At 72.9% G+C, this 20281-nt stretch carries 14 protein-coding genes; 10 read left to right on the top strand and 4 right to left on the bottom strand.

Annotation, left to right across the window (positions count from 1 at the left end):
* Positions 1 to 19: 19 nt before the first annotated feature.
* The 3 genes from ABII15_RS16290 to ABII15_RS16280 all read left to right on the top strand — a co-directional run bounded on the left by ABII15_RS16290 (position 20) and on the right by ABII15_RS16280 (position 2338).
* Positions 20 to 937: a cellulose-binding protein gene (locus tag ABII15_RS16290; RefSeq protein ID WP_353943046.1), complete on the top strand. Its 918-nt coding sequence runs from the start codon at positions 20 to 22 to the stop codon at positions 935 to 937.
* Positions 938 to 1098: 161 nt separating this feature from the next.
* A complete protein-coding gene (gene def, locus ABII15_RS16285; protein ID WP_353943045.1) occupies positions 1099 to 1704 on the top strand; it encodes a peptide deformylase in 606 nt (201 codons plus the stop codon).
* Between the two features lie 118 nt (positions 1705 to 1822).
* Positions 1823 to 2338 carry a CAP domain-containing protein gene (locus ABII15_RS16280; RefSeq protein WP_353943044.1) on the top strand — a complete coding sequence of 172 codons (516 nt, stop codon included), beginning with the start codon at positions 1823 to 1825 and terminating at the stop codon, positions 2336 to 2338.
* Positions 2339 to 2382: 44 nt separating this feature from the next.
* On the opposite strand, the gene ABII15_RS16275 is transcribed toward ABII15_RS16280, so the two are convergent.
* The 4 genes from ABII15_RS16275 to ABII15_RS16260 all read right to left on the bottom strand — a co-directional run bounded on the left by ABII15_RS16275 (position 2383) and on the right by ABII15_RS16260 (position 6604).
* Positions 2383 to 2823 (bottom strand): hypothetical protein, encoded by a 441-nt coding sequence (locus ABII15_RS16275; RefSeq protein ID WP_353943043.1) that lies wholly within the window; start codon positions 2821 to 2823, stop codon positions 2383 to 2385.
* A 75-nt stretch (positions 2824 to 2898) separates the two neighbouring features.
* Complete coding sequence (locus ABII15_RS16270) at positions 2899 to 4512, bottom strand: cation acetate symporter (protein ID WP_353947083.1); 1614 nt, start codon at positions 4510 to 4512, stop codon at positions 2899 to 2901.
* A gap of 29 nt (positions 4513 to 4541) precedes the next feature.
* Entirely contained in the window at positions 4542 to 4892 is a 351-nt protein-coding gene (locus tag ABII15_RS16265; RefSeq protein WP_353943042.1) for a DUF485 domain-containing protein, read from the bottom strand.
* Between the two features lie 212 nt (positions 4893 to 5104).
* A complete protein-coding gene (locus ABII15_RS16260; protein ID WP_353943041.1) occupies positions 5105 to 6604 on the bottom strand; it encodes an MFS transporter in 1500 nt (499 codons plus the stop codon).
* A 421-nt stretch (positions 6605 to 7025) separates the two neighbouring features.
* Here ABII15_RS16260 and ABII15_RS16255 point away from each other — a divergent pair, with 421 nt between their 5' ends.
* From ABII15_RS16255 to mfd, 7 genes are all read left to right on the top strand, one after another.
* Complete coding sequence (locus ABII15_RS16255; RefSeq protein WP_353943040.1) at positions 7026 to 7736, top strand: ABC transporter ATP-binding protein; 711 nt, start codon at positions 7026 to 7028, stop codon at positions 7734 to 7736.
* Positions 7733 to 10315, top strand: a complete 2583-nt coding sequence (locus ABII15_RS16250; RefSeq protein ID WP_353943039.1) for an FtsX-like permease family protein — start codon at positions 7733 to 7735, stop codon at positions 10313 to 10315. Before ABII15_RS16255 ends, ABII15_RS16250 begins: the two co-directional genes overlap by 4 nt.
* 589 nt (positions 10316 to 10904) lie before the next feature.
* Positions 10905 to 11777: a 2-dehydropantoate 2-reductase N-terminal domain-containing protein gene (locus ABII15_RS16245; protein ID WP_353943038.1), complete on the top strand. Its 873-nt coding sequence runs from the start codon at positions 10905 to 10907 to the stop codon at positions 11775 to 11777.
* Between the two features lie 41 nt (positions 11778 to 11818).
* Positions 11819 to 13078 (top strand): glycosyltransferase, encoded by a 1260-nt coding sequence (locus ABII15_RS16240; protein ID WP_353943037.1) that lies wholly within the window; start codon positions 11819 to 11821, stop codon positions 13076 to 13078.
* Positions 13079 to 13905: 827 nt separating this feature from the next.
* Positions 13906 to 15657, top strand: coding sequence for a right-handed parallel beta-helix repeat-containing protein (locus ABII15_RS16235; RefSeq protein WP_353943036.1), 1752 nt, complete (start codon positions 13906 to 13908; stop codon positions 15655 to 15657).
* A gap of 66 nt (positions 15658 to 15723) precedes the next feature.
* The gene (locus ABII15_RS16230) at positions 15724 to 16611 is read left to right on the top strand and encodes a polysaccharide lyase (protein ID WP_353943035.1); all 888 of its coding nucleotides are present in this window, start codon (positions 15724 to 15726) and stop codon (positions 16609 to 16611) included.
* 133 nt (positions 16612 to 16744) lie between these two features.
* Positions 16745 to 20278 carry a transcription-repair coupling factor gene (mfd, locus tag ABII15_RS16225; protein WP_353943034.1) on the top strand — a complete coding sequence of 1178 codons (3534 nt, stop codon included), beginning with the start codon at positions 16745 to 16747 and terminating at the stop codon, positions 20276 to 20278.
* Positions 20279 to 20281 lie beyond the last annotated feature (3 nt).

The following is a 20281-nucleotide window of genomic DNA, read 5'->3' as shown; positions in this document are numbered from 1 at the left end:
TGGAGAGGGGAAACCCAGCATGAGCCCTGTCAGCGGTGCAGATACGGATGCGTCGGCGTTCGGCTTCGTGGTCACGCGCGGCCGGGGCGTGCGCGGCTACCGCCCCGAGCAGGTGGAGGCCTTCGCCGCGGGCCTGTCCCAGGAGCGCGACGACGCGTGGGAGCGGGCCGCGCGGCTGACCGTCCTGCACAAGGAGATGGAGGCGGAGGCTGAGCGGCTGCGCGCGGCCGTCGACCGGCTCGCCCCGCAGACCTACGCCTCGCTGGGCAAGCGCGCCCAGTACCTCCTGGAGCTCGTGGAGGAGGAGACCGCCGCGGTGCGGCACACCGGGCGGAGCGACGCGCAGGGCGTCGCCGAGGCCGCCGAGCGCACGGGCGGCGAGCTGCGGGACGCCGCCCAGGCCTACGCCGACGAGGTGCGCGGCGAGGCGGAGGAGCGGGCCCGGCAGCGGGAGGCCGCGACCCGGGCCGCCGCCGACGAGGTGCGGATCGCCGCCCGCCGCGAGGTCAAGGAGACGCGGAGCGAGGCGCTCGAGGCGCTGCGCGAGATGCGGCGCCGCTGCGAGGGCGTCCTCGCCGACCAGGCCAAGGAGCAGGCCGAGCGGATCGACGCGCTGGAGCGGGAGAGCGCCCGCGGCGAGGCCGCCGCGGACGAGTGGGAGGCCGCCGCCGTCACGGAGGCCGAGGCGCGGCTCTCCGAGGCGAAGCGGGCCCTGGCCGAGGCCGAGGAGGCGGCGCGGCACCGGCAGGAGGACGCGGAGGCCTCCGCCGCGGAGCTGGTCGCGCAGGCGCGGGCGCGGGCCGAGCGGATCGGCCGGGAGACCGACGGGGTGCTGCGGGAGCACGACGAGGTCCGGGACGAGATGCGGGCTCATATGGATCATGTGCGGAGTTCTCTGGCGGCGCTGACGGGGCGGGCGCCGGCCGAGTCCGAGTAGGGGGTCTGCGGGCCGCGGTCGGGTGCGCCACCGTCGTGGCCGGCCGCGCGGTTCCGCGCGCCCCTGACGACGGTTCGGGCCTCGTCGGCCAAGTGGCCTGCTACGTTGCCGAGGACGTCGTCGACAGGCGCCAACTGGCGCGCGGAAGGCAGGGATTGACGGTGACGAATGAAGGGCGGCTGCTGCCGGAGGTCGAGCGGGGGGCCGTGCGGCGCATCACCGTGGTCGGCGAGGACGTCCTGCGGCGCCGGTGCGCACCGGTCACGCGGGAGCACTTCGGCACCCCCGAACTGGCCCGTCTGATCGACGACATGTTCGCCACGAACCACGTCGCGCACGGCGCGGCCATCGCCGCCAACCAGGTCGGCGTGGACCTCCAGCTGTTCGTGTACGACATGGAGGACGACTGGGGCGTGCGGCACACCGGCGCCATCGCCAACCCGGTGCTCGACGAGGAGCCGCTCGCCGACCGCAGACTGGTCGAGGGGATGGAGGGCTGCCTGTCCGTGCCCGGCCCCTACAAGGCGGTGGCCCGCGCCGACCACGCGGTCGTCCGGGGGCAGGACATGGACGGCGCCCCGCTGGTGGTGGAGGGCCGCGGCTACTTCGCCCGCTGCCTCCAGCACGAGACGGACCACCTCTACGGGCGGCTCTACCTCGACCGCCTCGGCAAGCGCGAACGCCGGGACGCGCTGCGGGAGATGGAGGAACTGCGCGACGGGGTGCTGGCCCGGCGGGCGGCGCTGGCGGAGCGGCTGGGCAAGTGAGCGGGGCGCGGCGGCCGCCGGCGGTCTCGCGAGGTTCCACCGGCATGTTGCGCCGCCCCCGCCCGTCGTCGTCGGCACACTGCTCCCGAGGGGGCGGAGCGCGACGAGAGGGAACGGCGTGAAGCGCAGGACGATGGCGATGGCGGCGTCCTCGGTGGCCCTGGTGAGCGCGGCCGTGGGCGCGGCGCTGCCCGCCGCGGCGGCCGCCTACTACCCGGACGTCGACTGGATCACCTGTCAGGTCAACGAGGAGCGGGCCGCGCACGGGCTGCCGGTGCTCCGGGTGTCCGACAAGGCGTCCGAGGTGGCCGCCGGGCACGCCCGCGACATGGCGGCCCGGGGCAGGCTCGGCGCGGTGGGCAGCGACGGGCGCGACCTGCGGGCCCGGCTGACCGACGCCGGGCTGTACTCCGCCCACGCCGAGGAGTTCATGTACACGGGCTACCGCCACGACGGCTACTTCGCGGACACGATCACGGACCCGGACCCGGGCAACGACATCTACGCGTCGCTCATGAGCACCGAGGTCACGGCCGTCGGCATCGGCTACGACAGCACGTACTGGGACGTGGACCTGCTCGGCCCGCACCGCAAACTGGTCACCCGGGCCGCGGTCTGCGCGGCGGCGGGCTGAACCGTCGGGACACCCGGCCGGGGCGGCCGTCCGCCGCCTCGGGGTCAGTCTCCCGAGATGCCCCAGAAGTACAGCTCGCTGGGCCGTCCCGCGCCGTCGTGCAGGACCGCGACGCGGCCGGACCAGCCCTCCTCGACCAGGGGCTCGATCGCCTCGACGTGCTCGCGCGTGAGGACGTCCGTGCCGGTGAGGCGGCAGGCCTCGTCGGGCTGGACCGGGCGTACCGCGCCGGCGCAGGGGCGCTCGCCGGGGTGCACCACCCGCTCCATGTCGAGTATCGAGTGGGTGCCCGACTCCTGGGCCTCCTCGTCCTCCCACAGCTCCTCGACCGTGGCGGGCCGGGGCACGGGAGCCTGGCCCTCCGGCGGCAGGTCGCCCGACCAGTAGTAGTCCTCGTCCCGGAAGACCCGCGCCTGCAGCTCCTCCAGCGCCGCCGCCACATCCTTCTGGTACGGGACGTAGTACTCCCACCCTGACGCGCCCACGGTCGTCCACTCCTCAACTCGCACACCTGTTCCGGCAGTTGATGAGCGAACGTAGCAGGAGGCGCCGGCCGCCGGTCAGTCGGTCCCGGCCCGGCGGCGGTCCCGGTCCGGCGGCGCCGCGACCGGCGCGCCCGCCAGGATCCAGGCCTCCACGGCCTCGTACTGCTGTCGCTGTCGCGCCGCCTTCCTCGGTGAGGTCAGTACGGTGCCCAGCCAGCCGAAGAGGAAGCCGAGCGGGATCGAGACGATGCCGGTGGTCGTGAACGGGAACCAGTTCAGGTCGTGGCCGGGGAAGGCCGAGCCGGGCGAGCCCGAGACGAGGTTGGAGCCCGTCATCAGGATCAGGCAGGCCGTGGTTCCGCCGAGCAGGGTCCACAGCAGGCCCGCCCGTGTGTAGCGGCGCCAGAAGAGGCTGTAGATCAGGGCGGGGGCCAGGGCGGAGGCGCCCAGGCAGAAGGAGAGGGTGGTCAGGGGCTGGAGGTTGCGGTGCTGGACCAGGGTGGCCAGGAGGACGGCGGGGACACCCACGGCGAGGGCCGAGATCCGGGCCGTCCTCAGCTCCTTGCGCGGGGTCGGCTGTCTCCTGCCGTACGCGAACACGTCGTGCGCCAGCGAGTTGGCGCAGGCCAGGATCATGCCCGCCACCGAGGCCAGCAGGGTCAGGAAGATGGCCGTCGTGACCGCCGTGAACAGGAGCGACTCCGCTGTCGAGAGGGTGGCGCCGAACGCGGCCCGCGCGCCCAGCAGGAAGGCGGTGTTGCCCTGCGCGCTGTCCGCCACGATCCCCGTACGGCCCACCAGCGCCGCCGCCCCGACCCCGAGCACCGCGATGATCAGCACGAAGACGCCGACCGCGGAGACCGCCCAGGACATCGAGCGGCGCACCTCGCGGGCGTTGCGCGCCGTGTACATGCGCATGGTGACGTGCGGGAGGGCGGCGCCGCCGAGCACCACGGTCAGCTCCGAGCTGATCATGTCCAGGCGGGGGAAGCTGCTGCCGGTGAACTGCAGGCCCGAGGTGAGGTAGGCGCGGCCCGCGCCGCTGCGGCGGGCCGCCTCGGCGAGCAGGGCGCCCGGGTCCCAGCCGAAGCGGTGCAGGATCACCGCCGCGACGGCGATGCCCGAACCGAGCAGCATCACGATCTTGAAGATCTGGATGACGGCGGTGCCCTTCATGCCGCCGATCGCCGCGTAACTGATCATGAGGCCGCCGACGCCGATCACGCAGACCGTCTTGAAGGTCTCGTCGCTGAAGCCGAGCAGGAAGGCCAGCAGGTCGCCCGCGCCCGCGAGCTGCACCAGCATCAGCGGGACGAGCGCGGCCAGCGTCACCGCGCAGGCCGCCATGCGCGCCGCCCGCCCCGGCATCCGGCGCGCGAGGACGTCGCCCATGGTGAACAGGCCCGCGTTGCGCAGCGGTTCGGCCAGCAGGAACATCAGCAGCATCAGCGAGAGCCCGGTGCTGAGGGCCAGCACCACGCCGTCGTAGCCGACCAGCGCGATGATGCCGGTGGTGGTCAGGACGGTCGCCGCGGAGATGTAGTCGCCCGCGATGGCCAGCCCGTTGCGCATCGGCGTCAGCCGGCCGAAGCCCGTGTAGAACTCCTCCAGGTCGTCGCGCTCGGGGCTGGTGACGATGCACAGCAGCAGCGTGGCCGTCGCCACCGCCGTGAACGCGGTCAGCGACATGGACTCGGCCGAGGTGTCCACCAGCGTGTTCACCTCCGGCCGCCGATGCGGCGCAGCCGGTGGGCCAGCGGGTCGACGCGGCGGCGGGCCGTGCGCTCGTAGAGGATCAGCGCCAGGCAGGTGACCGGGAGTTGGAGCAGGCCGATGAGCAGCCCCGAGGAGAGGCCGCCGGTGACCGAGCGGTTCATCAGGGCGGGGGCGAACGCCGACAGGAGCAGGAAGAGGGTGAAGTAGCCGAGCGCGGTGAGGGTGGCGACGCGGCGCTGCCAGCGGTAGGCGGTGCGCAGCAGGCGGAGGTCGCCGGTGGGGCCCGAGGGCGGGGGCAGGTCGGGGTGGCGGGGGAGGCGGTGGGTGTGCGCGTGCGGTGGGCGGTACGGCATCCCGGTGTCTCCTTGCTGGCTCGGGTCCGCCGGGGACGGGCGGACCGCAGGGAGGGGCGTGGGGAGCCGGAACGTTACTCGTAGGTAAGGGAGTTGGGGGAGGGTTTGCGTGAATCGGGCGGTGCGGTCGTCGCCGGGTACCGGTTTCGTCGTGGCTGGTCGCGTAGTTCCCGGCGCCCCTGTGTTGTTCGTCTTGTGCGGGCCGCCGGCCGTCAGTTGGGGGACTTTCTGGGTGGGGCCGGTGCGGGGGACGGAGGCGTCGGCTGTGTCGCGGGTCGCTCGGTCAGGACCGGGAAGCGGCGGGGCGCCAGGGCGACCAGAACGGCCAGGGCCACCGCCGCCGCGCAGGCGGCACCCACATACACGGCGTCGACAGCCGCGTCGATCGCCCGCCGCACCGGCTCGGCCCCGCTGTCACGCGCCACCGAGTCGAGATCGGCGCCGACCCCGAGCCGCCGCGAGATCACCCCGTTGGCGACCGCGCCGAAGACGGCCGCGCCGACGGTCTGCCCGATCTGCCGGTAGAAGAGGATCGACGCGGTGGCGGTGCCGCGCTCGGCCCAGCCCACCGTGGACTGCACGCCGATGATGAGCGGCAGCTGGAACAGCCCGAGCGCCGCCCCGAGCAGCAGGCTCAGCAGCGTGGGCTGCCAGACCGCGCCGGGGAAGGGGAGGAGAGGGAACGCGATCAGCAGCCCGAGCGCCGCCGTCATGCCGATCAGCGCCGTGTCCCGGAAACCGATCCTGCGGTACACGTGCTGGCTGAGCGCCGCCGAGACCGGCCAGCTCAGCGTCATCACCGAGAGCACGAACCCGGCGGCCGTGGCGGACAGGCCGAGCACCGACTGCGCGTACGTGGGCAGGAACGTGGTCGGCGCGACCATCAGGAACCCCATCGCGCACAGCGCCAGATTGACCGCGGCGATGGTGCGCCGCCGCCACACCCACCCGGGCAGGATGGGCTCCGCCGCCCTCCGCTCGATCAGCACGACCGCGCCGATCAGCGCAAGTCCCGTACAGAGCAGGGCGATCGACGTCCCCGAGCCCCAGGCCCACGCGACCCCGCCCTGCACCAGCCACATCAGCAGCACCCCGCCCGCCGCGAACACCGCGAGCGCGCCCGCCCAGTCGATCCGCGGGCGCGGCGCGGCCTCGCGGGCCGGCTCGTGCAGATGCCGTACGACGAGGAACAGCGCGACCGCGCCGATCGGCAGGTTGATCAGGAAGATCCAGCGCCAGCCCGCCGTCGAGGCGAGCAGCCCGCCCAGCGCCGGGCCGAGCACGGACGACGTCGCCCACACCGTGGACAACTTGGCCTGGATCTTGGGGCGTTGTTCGAGCGGATAGAGGTCGGCGGCCAGCGTCTGCACCGTGCCCTGGATCGCGCCGCCGCCCAGCCCCTGCACCACCCGGAAGGCGATGAGCGCGGCCATGCTCCAGGCGCTCGCGCACAGCAGCGAGCCGGCCAGGAACAGCACGCTGCCCGCGATCAGGACGGGCTTGCGGCCGAGGGTGTCCGACAGCCTGCCGTACACCGGCAGCGTGACGGTCACCGCGAGCAGGTAGCCCGAGAAGAGCCACGAGAAGACCGAGAAGCCGCCGAGGTCCCCGACGATCTGCGGGACCGCGGTGGAGACGATGGTGGAGTCGAGCGCCGCCAGCGCCATGGACAGCATCAGCGCGGCGACCACGGCCGTCTTCTTGCCCTGCATGTGTTCCCCCTGCACGTATCTCCGTCCAGGAGCTTATGCGTGGGGGCCGACCCTGAGTAGGGCTCCTCCGGCGGGCGGACAGCCCCTAGGGGTACCTCCGTAGCGCGCACCGGGGGTGGTTCGTCCCGCCGGAGGACGAGCGGTGCGGGGGTTCTTCCTACCGTCGAGGGGTGGGGTTTTCCCCCGGGAAAGACGGTGACTTCCACCAGCGCGCCCGGGGCCCCGCGTCACCAGACTTGAAGGCGCAGCGCGGGCACTTGTGGATCCGCGTGACCGACATAGGAGACTTACCGTGACATCGGCTGTGACCATTCCCGGGGCCGGGGGCTCATCAGAAGGTGCGGCGCGGAGCGCCTCCGGGCGGGGCGGTGGTCGGGAGACGGGTGGGCGTACGGCCGTTGCCGCGCGGGCGCGGCAGGTCGTGAAGGCGTACGGGTCCGGGGAGACCCGCGTCGTCGCGCTCGACCATGTGGACGTGGACATCGCGCGGGGACAGTTCACCGCGATCATGGGCCCGTCGGGCTCCGGCAAGTCCACGCTCATGCACTGCCTCGCCGGGCTCGACACCGTGACCGGCGGCCAGATCTTCCTCGACGAGACCGAGATCACCGGCCTCAAGGACAAGAAGCTCACGCAGCTGCGCCGGGACCGGATCGGCTTCATCTTCCAGGCGTTCAACCTGCTCCCGACGCTGAACGCGCTGGAGAACATCACGCTCCCGATGGACATCGCGGGCCGCAGGCCGGACCGCGCGTGGCTGGACCGGGTCGTGGAGACCGTCGGCCTCGCCGGGCGCCTGAAGCACCGGCCCACCCAGCTCTCCGGAGGCCAGCAGCAGCGCGTCGCCGTGGCCCGGGCGCTCGCCGCCCGCCCCGAGATCATCTTCGGTGACGAGCCGACCGGAAACCTCGACTCCCGGGCCGGCGCCGAGGTCCTCGGCTTCCTGCGCCGCTCCGTCGACGAGCTGGGCCAGACCATCGTCATGGTCACCCACGACCCCGTGGCCGCCGCCTACGCCGACCGCGTCCTGTACCTGGCCGACGGCCGCATCGTCGACGAGATGCTCCGGCCGACCGCCGACGCCGTCCTGGACCGCATGAAGGACTTCGACTCCCGGGGCCGTACGTCATGAGCGCCAACACCGTCATGAAGACGTCGCTGCGCAACTTCCTCGCGCACAAGGGCCGGATGGCCCTCTCGGCGATCGCCGTGCTGCTGTCCGTCGCGTTCGTCAGCGGGACGCTCGTGTTCACCGACACGATGGACAAGACCTTCGACAAGCTGTTCACGGCCACGTCCTCCGACGTCACCGTCAGCCCGAAGGGCTCCGCGACCGAGGGCAGCGCGACCGGCCGCCCCGAGTCGCTGCCCGCCTCCACCGTCGCCGCCGTCGCGAAGGCGAAGGGCGTCAAGTCGGCCGAGGGCGCGGTCAGTTCGATGAACGTGACCGTCGTCGACTCGAAGAACAAGAACATGGGCTCCGAGAACGGCGCCCCGACCATCGCGGGCAACTGGACCAAGAACGACCTGCGCTCGATGGAGATCACCTCCGGGCACGCGCCGCGCGGACCGACCGAGGTCATGGTCGACTCCGACACCGTCAAGAAGCACCACCTGAAGCTCGGCGACGAACTGCGCACCATCGCCGCCACCGGCGACCTCAAGGCCCGTATCGTCGGCGTCGCCTCCTTCACCGTCACCAACCCGGGCGCGGCCGTCGTCTACTTCGACACCGCCACCGCCCAGCGCGAACTCATCGGCAGGACCGGGCAGTTCACGCAGATCAACGTCGCCGCAGCGGCCGGCTACACCGACGCGCAGGTCAAGGCGAACATCAAGGACACGCTCGGGTCGCCGTACAAGATCCAGACGCAGCAGGAGGCCGCGGACGCCAACGCCTCCGACGTCTCCTCCTTCATGGACGTCATCAAGTACGCCCTGCTCGGCTTCGCCGGGATCGCGTTCCTCGTCGGCATCTTCCTGATCATCAACACGTTCTCGATGCTGGTCGCCCAGCGCACCCGCGAGATCGGCCTGATGCGCGCCATCGGCTCCAGCCGCAAGCAGGTCAACCGGTCCGTGCTCGTCGAGGCGCTGCTGCTCGGCGTCGTCGGCTCCGTCGTCGGGGTCGGCGCGGGAGTGGGCCTCGCCGTCGGCCTCATGAAGCTGATGTCCGCCGCGGGCATGGACCTGTCCACGAACGACCTCACCGTGAAGTGGACGACCCCGGCGATCGGCCTGCTGCTCGGCATCGTCGTCACCGTCCTCGCCGCCTACCTGCCCGCGCGCCGGGCCGGCAAGGTCTCCCCGATGGCCGCCCTGCGCGACGCGGGCACCCCCGCCGACACCAAGGCCGGAGTCGTCCGCGGCGTCCTCGGCGTCCTCCTCACGGGCGGCGGCGGATACGCGCTCTACCTCGCCACCCAGGCCGACAAGGCGAGCCAGGGCTCGCTGTGGCTCGGCGCCGGCATCGTCGCCTCGCTCATCGGCTTCGTCGTCGTGGGACCGCTCCTCGCCGGGCTCGTCGTCCGGGTGATCAGCGCCGTACTGCTCCGCTTCTTCGGCCCCGTGGGGCGGATGGCCGAGCGCAACGCGCTGCGCAACCCGCGCCGCACCGGCGCCACCGGCGCGGCCCTGATGATCGGCCTCGCGCTCGTCGCCTGCCTCTCCGTCGTCGGCTCCTCGATGGTCGCCTCGGCCACCGACCAGCTCGACAAGTCGGTCGGCGCGGACTTCATCGTCGAGCCCAGCAACGGCGCGATCACCCCGCAGGCCGCCGCCGCCCTGAAGAAGGTCACGGCGTCCGGCGACCTCGACCACGTCACCGAGGTCAAGTACGTCAAGACGACGCTGACCGCACCCGACGGCACCAAGGAGGAGGAAGAGCTGGTCGCGGCCAGCCCGTCCTACGCCAAGGACCTGCGCCGCGAGGCCACCTCCGGTGAACTGGCCGCCGCCTACGGCACGAACGCCATGTCGGTCGGCTCCGGCTTCGCCGAGAAGACCGGCGTCAAGGTCGGCGACGAGCTGACGGTCGCCTTCGACCACGGCCGCACCGCGAAGCTGAAGGTCGCGGCGATCACCTCCGACGACACCGTCTTCGACAAGGGCGCGATGTACACCAACATCGCGACCGCCACCCGGTACCTGCCGAAGGACCGGGTCCCGCTGAACGGGATGATGTTCGCCAAGGCCGCCGACGGCAGGGCCGACCAGGCGTACGCGGCGCTCAAGAAGTCCGTCGCCGCCGACCCGACCGTCAAGGTCAAGGACCAGACCGACTACAAGCAGACCCTCAAGGACCAGATCGGCCAGCTCCTCAACATGATCTACGGGCTGCTCGCCCTCGCGATCATCGTCGCGGTGCTCGGCGTCGTGAACACCCTGGCCCTGTCGGTCGTCGAGCGCACCAGGGAGATCGGCCTGATGCGGGCCATCGGCCTCTCCCGCCGCCAGCTGCGCCGCATGATCCGCCTGGAGTCCGTGGTCATCGCCCTCTTCGGCGCCCTGCTCGGCCTCGGCCTCGGCATGGGCTGGGGCGCGACCGCCCAGAAGCTCCTCGCCCTGGAGGGCCTGGGCGTCCTGGAGATCCCCTGGCCGACGATCGTCTCGGTCTTCGTCGGCTCGGCCTTCGTGGGACTGTTCGCCGCGCTGGTCCCGGCCTTCCGGGCGGGCCGGATGAACGTACTGAACGCGATCGCGACAGACTGACGCGTACAGACTGACGCGTTTTGACGCGTTCCTTTCCCGGGGGACGGCTCCCGGCGCACCCACCGTGCGCCGGGAGCCGTTCTCATGTCCCGGAAGGTACGGGCTGCACAGGAAAATCCCTGCTGACGGGAAAACTCCCCTTTTTCAGACATGCGCAATTAGTAGCCATATCTCAATTCTTCTGGCCCCGCGGGGGGTTCAGGACCTAATGTCTGACCCGGAGGGGTGAACGCCCGAGGGCGTTCAACATTCATGCAATGCAGGGGGGTTGAGGGGGAGTGCTCTCGTCTTCGACCGCGGTCGCCCGCGCCGCCGATGCCATCGGCCGTGAGCTGCGGGAATCCGGGGGACCGAGAGCGCGGGCGGCGGACGGGTCCAGAGCGCGCCGGCGTTGAGCCGACGCTCCGGCGTCCGCACCAGCAATTCACTTTTCCGCGCCCGTATGCCGGTTCTCTCTCGATCTTTCCGGTCTCCACCGGTCCTTCCAGGCCCTTCGCGGGCCTTTTCAGGCCGGCCGTGGGCGCATTCCTGTGACGTTTCGCCTGCGCGGACCCGAGGGCCGCGCATTCGACCGGGAGACGAGCTCACCATGCCAAAAATCTTCATCGTCGGTTCCGGCGTCGTCGGCACCGCCACCGGCAAGGGCCTGCTGCGCGCCGACCACGACGTGACCTTCATCGACGTGTCGGCCCACCGCCTGGACCACCTGCGGTCCCAGGGACTCGACGCCCACGACTCGCTCGACCTGAAGGGAGCGCCCGACGCGTTCATCTTCCTGACCCTGCCCACGCCGAGCACCGGCCACGGCTACGACCTGACCGCCTTCCAGGACGGCAGCGCCGCGGTCGGCCGGGCCCTGGCCGACGCCACCAACCCGCACGTCGTCGTGGTCCGCTCGACCGTGCCGCCCGGCACCGCCGAGGGCCTGGTCAAGCCGCTCCTGGAGAAGTACTCGGGCCGCACGTCCGGCGAGGACTTCACGCTCGCCAGCAACCCGGAGTTCCTGCGCGCCGCCTCCGCCGTCGAGGACTTTCGCCATCCCTGGATGACGGTCATCGCCTCCCGCAGCACCCGCACCCGCGAGCGGCTCGCCGCGCTCCTCGCCCCGTTCGGCGGCGAGATCCGCTTCTTCACCGACCCGGCCGAGGCTGAGTTCGTGAAGTGCGCCCACAACATCTACAACGCTACGAAGATCAGCTTCTGGAACGAGATGTGGCTGGTCAGCCGCACTCTCGGCCTCGATCTGGACCCGATCGCGCAGACCGTCGCCCGCTCCGCCGAAGCCTCGTACAACCCGTACTACGGCATCCGCGGCGGCAGCCCGTACGGCGGAGTCTGCCTGCCCAAGGACACCCGCGGGTTCCTCGCGCTCGCCGACGGCCTCGGGGTCGACATGCCCCTGCTCACGGCGGTCGTCAGGGTCAACGAGGTGCTGTCCGCCTCCCGTCTCGGCCGGCCCTGACCGCCGCCCGCGCGGTCTCACCACGAAGGCGGACACGGATCATGAGCAGATTCCTCGACTTCTTCGACAGCGCGCTCGTCGACCTCCGCTACTACCTCGTCTACCTGCCGCTCGGCATCATCGGCCTGGTCCGCTGGGCCTCCTGGCTGCTGCGGCGGGTGCCCGCGGCGCTGTACCGGCCGGCGCGCGGCGACTTCAAGGCCTCGCTCGGCGTCGTCGTCCCCGTCTACCAGGAGGACCCGGAGATCCTCCGCCTCGCCATCGAGTCCTGGCTGGCCAACGAGGTCGACGAGGTGGTCCTGGTCGTCGACGTCACCGACGACGTCTGCCGCCGGGTGGCGGAGGGCTACCCGGTCACGGTCGTCGTCACCGACGTCCCCGGCAAGCGCGACGCGCTGCGGCGGGGCTGGGAGGTCTGCCGGTCGGAGCTGGTCGCGCTGGTCGACTCCGACACGATCTGGGCCGACGACGTGGCGGCCGAGGTGCGCAGGCCGTTCGCCGACCCGCGCGTCGGCGGTGTCGGCACCCGGCAGAACGTCTACAACCCGCGCGGGTTCCTCCAGCGGGTCAACGACATGTTCCTCGACTACCGGTACTTCGACGAGAACGCCGCCCAGACCGTCCTCGGCCGCGCCGTCTCCTGTCTGTCGGGGCGCACCGCCGTCTACCGGCGCGCCCTGCTCCTGGAGGTGTCCGCGGACTTCATGAGCGAGACGTTCATGGGGGTGCCGTGCATGTCCGGCGACGACAAGCGGCTGACCACGCTGATCCTGGAGCGCGGGCACCGCACCTACATGCAGCGCTCCGCCCGGGTCTGGTCGACGTTCCCCGGCACCCTGCGCGTCTTCTGCAAGCAGCGGCTGCGCTGGGCCCGGAACACCTGGCGCTCCGATCTGAGAGCCCTGTCGCGGCGCTGGGTCTGGCGGCACCCGTTTCTCGCCTACAGCATGATCGACAAGAGTGTCAGCAGCTTCACCCTGCTGCTGTCGCCGTTCTTCATGACGTACGCGATCGTCCGCCAGGACTGGTTCTTCGTCGCCTGCCTCGGTGCCTGGTGGTGGGTCAGCCGCTCGATGAAGATGCTGCCGCACCTGGTTCGTCGTCCGACGTCGTTCTTCCTGGTGCCGGGCTTCGTGGTGATGTCGTTCCTGATGGCCCTCATCAAGATCTGTGCCCTGCTCACCGTGCGGCGCCAGCGCTGGCTCACGCGGCAGGTCTCGGTGGAGAACGGGGTCGTGGTCCGCACGGCGCAGGCCGCCGAGGAGCCCGCGCCGTCCTCCGGGGCGGGGGCGGCGGCGTGAGGGGGCGTCGTGGGTACTCCGGGCGTGTGACGGGTTGTCGCTCGGCCGACGGCCGGTGGGGCTTCTCGCGCAGTTCCCCGCGCCCCTGTCGGGGCGCTTCCCCGGGTGCGGCCCTGCGGAACGCTGCGCTCGGCTTCGTGGGCGCCGCGCTGCTGGCCGCGCCCGTGGTGGTGCCGGGCGTGGTGTCGCCGGGGGTGACGGCGCTCGCCGGGGCGCCGTGGGTTTCGGGGAGCCCGGGTGATCCGGGCGATCCGGACGGACCGGCTCCGGGGCCGGGGGTGCCGACGGGTGATCCCGGTGAGCCGTCTTCGGGGCCGGGCGAGCCGACAGAGGGCCCAGGCGGGCCGACTTCGGGTCCGGTGCCGCCGACAGAGGAGCCGGGGGATCCGACCGGGGGGCCGGGGGAGCCTACGGGTGAGCCCGGGGTTCCGACTTCGGAGCCGGGGGAGCCGACGCAGGCTCCTACCTCGGAGCCGGTGGAACCGACGGAGGCTCCCACCTCGGCGCCGGTCGAGCCCACGGTGGATCCGGGGCCTCCGACCTCGGCGCCGGTGGAGCCCACGGTGGATCCGGGGCCTCCGACCTCGGCGCCGGTGGAGCCCACGCCGGCGCCCACTTCGGCGCCGGTGGAACCGACGCCGGCTCCGACCTCGGCGCCGGTGGAACCCACACCGGCTCCGACCTCGGCGCCGGTCGAGCCGACGGTGGATCCGGGGCCCCCGACCCCGGCGCCGGTGGAGCCGACGCGGCGGCCGACCTCGTCCGCTCCGGCTCTGCCGACGCGGGCTCCGAGCAAGGGGCCCGGGAGGCCCACCTCGGCTCCGACGGTGCCGACGCCGGTGCCGGTGGCGCCGACCCGGGCCCCCGAGGTTCCGGCCCCGGGCCGGACCGAGGCCGCGCGGGCCGGGCGGGATCCGGACGTCGCGGCCTGGACGCGCAACGGCAGGCCCGAGCGGCTGGTCGTGCTCCGGCCGGGCACCGTCGCCCTGGTGCGGCGCGGGGCCGTGGTGCGGCGGCTGTATCCGGGGCCCGGCGCCGTCACCCCGGGCTGGCTCTCCGCCAACGCGGGGGCGGGCTGGATCACGTACGAGCCGGGACGGCACCCCGTGATGCGGGTGCGTGCCGCGATCCTGCTCGCGCCGGGCAGCGCCCTGCAGATCCGGCCCGCCGACGGCACCGTCCTGCTCACCACGGGACGGACCGCCGCGTCCGGCACCTGGATCAAGGGCTCCCGCGCCGTCCTCGACCTGACCGGCGCCACCCTCCGCTCGACCGGCCCGGGCCCGGGGCGGCCCTATCTGGCGATGGGCGCGGGCGGCCGGATGGACATCGTGCACTCGAACGTCACCGGGTTCGGCCGCCCCGGCCCCGTCGCGTGGTCCGGGATCACCTGGGGCCGGGACAGCACGGGCAGCGCCGTCGCCTCGGCGTTCCGCGGCAACCGCACCGGACTGCGCCTCACCGGCTCCCGCGGGGTCCGCCTCGACCGGGTCACCGTGACCGGGTCGGCCGGGGACGGCGTGGTCCTGAACGGCGACCGCGGCACCACCGTGCGCGCCCTGTCCGCCGTGGCCGGCGGGCGGCACGGCGTCGTCGTGGGCGGCACCGACGGCCGCGTCCTGGCCGGCGTCGCCACCCGCGCCAACCGGGGCACGGGCATCAAGACGACAGCCCAGCGCGGCCTCACCCTGACCGACCCGGTCGCGTACGGCGACGGAGGCGGCGGCATCCGGCTGATGTCCTGCGCCTCCTGCACCGTCCGCGGGCCCGTGGTGCGCGGCACCCCGGCGGCGCTCGCCGTGCTCGGGGCGGGCTCCCGGGTGACGGTGAGCGAGCCCGACCTGGCCGGTGACGGCAGCGGTACGGGAATCTCGCTGGCCGCGGGCATCGACGGCGCGACCGTGCGCGGCGGCCGGGCGGCCGGTTTCGCCCGCGCCGTCGAGGTCGCCGGAGCACACGTCGTCGTCGACGGCACCGTGCTCCACGACTGCGTCACCGGGATCGCCGTGCGCGGCCGGGCCGGACCGGTCGCGCTGCGCGGCCTGGACGTACAGGCACGCCGGTTCGGGATCACCGCGTCCGGGACGACCCGGGGCGTGTCCCTGACCGGGGTGCGGATCGGCGGCACCGCCGTGAAGGGCCTGTCCTCGGCGTCACCGGGGCTGCGGGTCACCGGCGGCTCGGTCACCGGCGCCCAGACCGCCGTCGACCTGCGCGGCTCGGCCCGCCTCGACCGGCTCACGGTCAGCGGGGCCCGCCGCGGGGTGCACCTCGCCCCGGGGGCGCGGGTCACCGCGGTCGGCCTGGACGTGCTGGCCCGCCGCAAGGGCGTCGACGCCGAGGCGGGCGCCCGCCTCGACCTGACGGACTCCCGGGTGCGGGCGGCCGTCGCGCTCTCCGGGGACGGCTCGGTGCGCCGGCACGGCGCCACCGAGATCAGCCTGCCGCCCTTCCCCTGGCTCGGCCTCGCCGCACTGGTCGCGCTCGGCCTCGCGGCGCTGCTGCAGACCGTCCACCAGGTCCGGCACCGCAGCACCGCGCCACCACGGGTCGCGGGCCATGTCCGCAACACCGCGTAACGGCGTACGAAGGACGGGAGCACGCGGAACGGGGCGCAGAGAACGGGGGTCCAGAGAGGGGCAGCGATGCGCAGGCGGCAGTTCATGGCGGCGGGAGCCGCCGCGGCCGGGGCGGTGCTCGTCGGCGCGTGCTCGTCCGGCTCGGGCGACGACGACCCGCCGCGCACCGCCGTGCCCACCCGCGCCGACCCGACCGGCCCGCCGCCCACCGGTGGCGCGCGGGCCGTGGCCGGGTTCTTCGGGGCGCAGGTCAGCGCCCGGCACACGGGCTCGTTCGGCCTGGACCGGGCCGAGCTGCTGACCGGCGGCGGGCCGGTGCCGGGCCCGGTCCTGCGGGTGCGCTACCCGGCCCGCTCGGCCAGCCCCACGGTGGCCCGCACCTACGACCGGCCCCAGGGCGGCGTCCAGCTCTACCTGCCGCTGCGCTCCGGGCCCGTCGACCGGCTGCACCTGCGGTACTGCCTGCGCTTCCCGGCCGGCTTCGACTTCGTCAAGGGCGGCAAGCTGCCCGGCCTGTACGGGGGGACGGACACCAGCGGCGGGCGCATCCCCGACGGCACCGACGGCCTGTCCACCCGCTACATGTGGCGCTCCGGCGGCCGCGGCGAGGTGTACGCGTACCTGCCCACCTCGAAGGTGCACGGCACCTCGCTCGGCCGCGGCTCCTGGTCGTGGCCGGTCGGCCGCTGGACCTGCGTCGAGCAGGCCGTGGTCCTCAACCGCACCGGGCGCCGCGACGGCTCGGTCACCGTGGACCTCGACGGGCGCCGGGTGCTGGACCGCGACGGCCTGGAGTTCCGTACCACCGACGAGCTGCGCATCGCGGGGGTCTTCTTCTCGACGTTCTTCGGCGGCGGCGACCCCAGCTGGGCCACCCCGCGCACCCAGTACGCGGACTTCACCGCGTTCACCGTCGCCCACCGCCCCATCGGCCCGCCACCCGGTCTCCGCTAGGCCCCGGGCCGGGGGCCGCCGCGGCCCTGTCCGGCGGCTGTCCGTCCGGCGACGTACTCTGGAGAACCCCGGCCCGTGAGACGTGTCGGGCCCTTTGCGTTGCCCACCCCGGACGGGAAAGGCCAAGGCCCCCATGAGCCTGCACGGACTGCTCGACGCCGTCGTCAAGGACGCGGCCCTCACCGAAGCGGTGAAGGCCGCCGGTGACGGCAACCGCATGCACATCGATCTGGTGGGCCCGCCCGCGTCCCGCCCCTTCACGGTGGCCGCGCTCGCCCGCGAGGCGAAGCGGCCCGTGCTCGCCGTCACCGCGACCGGCCGCGAGGCCGAGGACCTGGCGGCGGCGCTGCGCTCGCTGCTGCCCGCCGACGGCGTCGTGGAGTACCCGTCCTGGGAGACGCTGCCGCACGAGCGCCTCTCCCCGCGCTCGGACACCGTCGGCCGCCGCCTCGCCGTGCTGCGCCGCCTGCGCCACCCGCGCGCCGACGACCCGGAGACCGGCCCGGTCTCGGTGGTCGTCGCCCCGATCCGCTCGGTGCTCCAGCCGCAGGTCAAGGGCCTCGGCGACCTGGAGCCCGTCGCGCTGCGCACCGGCGAGTCCGCCGATCTGAACGAGACGGTGGAAGCGCTCGCCGCGGCCGCCTACGCCCGCGTCGAACTCGTCGAGAAGCGCGGCGAGTTCGCCGTGCGCGGCGGCATCCTCGACGTCTTCCCGCCGACCGAGGAACACCCGCTGCGCGTGGAGTTCTGGGGCGACGACGTCGAGGAGATCCGCTACTTCAAGGTCGCCGACCAGCGCTCCCTGGAGGTCGCCGAGCACGGCCTGTGGGCGCCGCCCTGCCGAGAGCTGCTGCTCACCGACGACGTGCGCGCCAGAGCGGCCGAGCTGGCCGAACAACACCCTGAGCTGGGCGAACTCCTCGGCAAGATCGCCGAGGGCATCGCCGTCGAGGGCATGGAGTCACTCGCTCCCGTCCTCGTCGACGACATGGAACTGCTGCTCGACGTGCTCCCCGAGGGCGCCATGGCGGTCGTCTGCGACCCGGAGCGGGTGCGCACCCGGGCCGCCGACCTGGTGGCGACCTCGCAGGAGTTCCTCCAGGCGTCCTGGGCGGCGTCCGCGACCGGCGGCGAGGCCCCGATCGACGTGGGCGCGGCCTCGCTGCGCTCCATCGCCGACGTCCGGGAGCGGGCCCGCGAGCTGGGCATGATGTGGTGGTCGGTGTCGCCGTTCGCCGCGGACGCCGCCGGGCTCGACGCGGACACGCTCCAGCTCGGCCTGCACGCCCCCGAGACCTACCGGGGCGACACGGCCCGCGCCCTGGCCGACACCAAGGGCTGGCTCGCCGACGGCTGGCGCGCGGTCTACGTCACCGAGGGGCACGGCCCCGCCTCCCGCACCGTCGAGGTGCTCGGCGGCGAGGGCATCGCCGCCCGCCTGGAGAAGGACCTGGGCGACCTGGCGCCCTCCGTCGTCCAGGTGTCCTGCGGCAGCCTCGAATTCGGCTTCGTGCACCCTGAGTTGAAGGTCGCCGTCCTCACCGAGACGGACCTCACCGGGCAGAGGACCGCCGGCAAGGACGGGCAGCGGATGCCCGCCCGGCGCCGCAAGACCATCGACCCGCTCACCCTCGAATCCGGCGACTACATCGTGCACGAGCAGCACGGCGTGGGCCGCTACATCGAGATGGTGCAGCGCACCGTCCAGGGCGCCACCCGCGAGTACCTCGTCGTCGAGTACGCGCCCGCCAAGCGCGGCCAGCCCGGCGACCGCCTGTACATCCCCACCGACCAGCTGGAGCAGATCACCAAGTACGTCGGCGGCGAGGCCCCGACGCTGCACCGGCTCGGCGGCGCCGACTGGACGAAGACGAAGGCGCGCGCCAAGAAGGCCGTCAAGGAGATCGCCGCCGACCTCATCAAGCTGTACTCGGCCCGCATGGCGGCCCCCGGGCACGCCTTCGGCGCGGACACGCCCTGGCAGCGGGAGCTGGAGGACGCGTTCCCGTACGCGGAGACGCCCGACCAGCTGACCACGATCGCCGAGGTCAAGGACGACATGGAGAAGACGGTCCCGATGGACCGCCTGATCTGCGGCGACGTCGGCTACGGCAAGACGGAGATCGCGGTGCGCGCCGCCTTCAAGGCGGTCCAGGACGGCAAGCAGGTCGCGGTCCTCGTGCCCACGACGCTCCTCGTCCAGCAGCACTTCGGCACGTTCTCCGAGCGGTACTCCCAATTCCCGGTCAGCGTGAAGGCGTTGAGCCGCTTCCAGACGGAGACGGAGTCGAAGGCGACGCTGGAGGGGCTGCGCGACGGCTCGGTCGACATCGTCATCGGCACGCACCGGCTTTTCTCCTCCGAGACCAAGTTCAAGGACCTGGGCCTGGTCATCGTCGACGAGGAGCAGCGGTTCGGCGTCGAGCACAAGGAGCAGCTGAAGAAGCTCCGGGCCAACGTCGACGTGCTGACCATGTCCGCGACCCCCATCCCCCGTACGCTCGAAATGGCCGTCACCGGCATCCGCGAGATGTCGACGATCACCACGCCGCCCGAGGAGCGCCACCCGGTCCTCACCTTCGTCGGCCCGTACGAGGAGAAGCAGATCGGCGCGGCCGTCCGCCGCGAGCTGCTGCGCGAGGGCCAGGTCTTCTACATCCACAACCGCGTCGAGTCCATCGACCGCGCGGCGGCCCGGCTGCGCGAGATCGTGCCCGAGGCGCGGATCGCGACCGCCCACGGCCAGATGTCCGAACAGGCTCTGGAACAGGTGGTCGTGGACTTCTGGGAGAAGAAGTTCGACGTCCTCGTCTCCACGACGATCGTCGAGTCCGGCATCGACATCTCGAACGCGAACACGCTGATCGTCGAGCGCGGCGACAACTTCGGCCTGTCCCAGCTGCACCAGCTGCGCGGCCGGGTGGGCCGTGGCCGCGACCGCGGTTACGCGTACTTCCTGTACCCGCCGGAGAAGCCGCTGACGGAGACCGCCCACGAGCGCCTCGCGACCATCGCGCAGCACACGGAGATGGGCGCGGGCATGTACGTGGCGATGAAGGACCTGGAGATCCGCGGCGCGGGCAATCTGCTCGGCGGTGAACAGTCGGGCCACATCGCGGGCGTCGGCTTCGACCTGTACGTGCGCATGGTCGGCGAGGCCGTGGCCGACTACCGGGCCTCGCTGGACGGCGGCGTGGAGGAGGAGCCGCCGCTGGAGGTGAAGATCGAGCTGCCGGTCGACGCGCACGTCCCGCACGACTACGCGCCGGGGGAGCGGCTGCGCCTCCAGGCCTACCGCTCCATCGCCTCCGCGAATTCCGAGGAGGACGTCACCCACGTCCGCGAGGAACTCACCGACCGCTACGGCAAGCTGCCCGAACCGGTCGAGAACCTGCTGCTCGTCGCGGGCCTGCGCATGCTGGCCCGCGCCTGCGGCGTCGCCGAGATCGTCCTCCAGGGCAACAACATCCGCTTCGCGCCGGTGGAGTTGCGGGAGTCGCAGGAACTCCGCCTGAAGCGCCTCTACCCCGGCACGGTCATCAAGCCGGCCACCCACCAGATCCTCGTCCCGCGCCCGAAGACGGCCAAGGTCGGCGGCAAGCCACTGGTCGGCCGCCAACTGCTGGCCTGGGTCGGGGAGTTCCTGACGACGATCCTGGGGTCGTGACGC

The organism is Streptomyces sp. HUAS MG91, assembly GCF_040529335.1.
Lineage (GTDB): Bacteria > Actinomycetota > Actinomycetes > Streptomycetales > Streptomycetaceae > Streptomyces > Streptomyces tabacisoli.
This window is presented reverse-complemented; position numbering and strand designations above follow the sequence as displayed.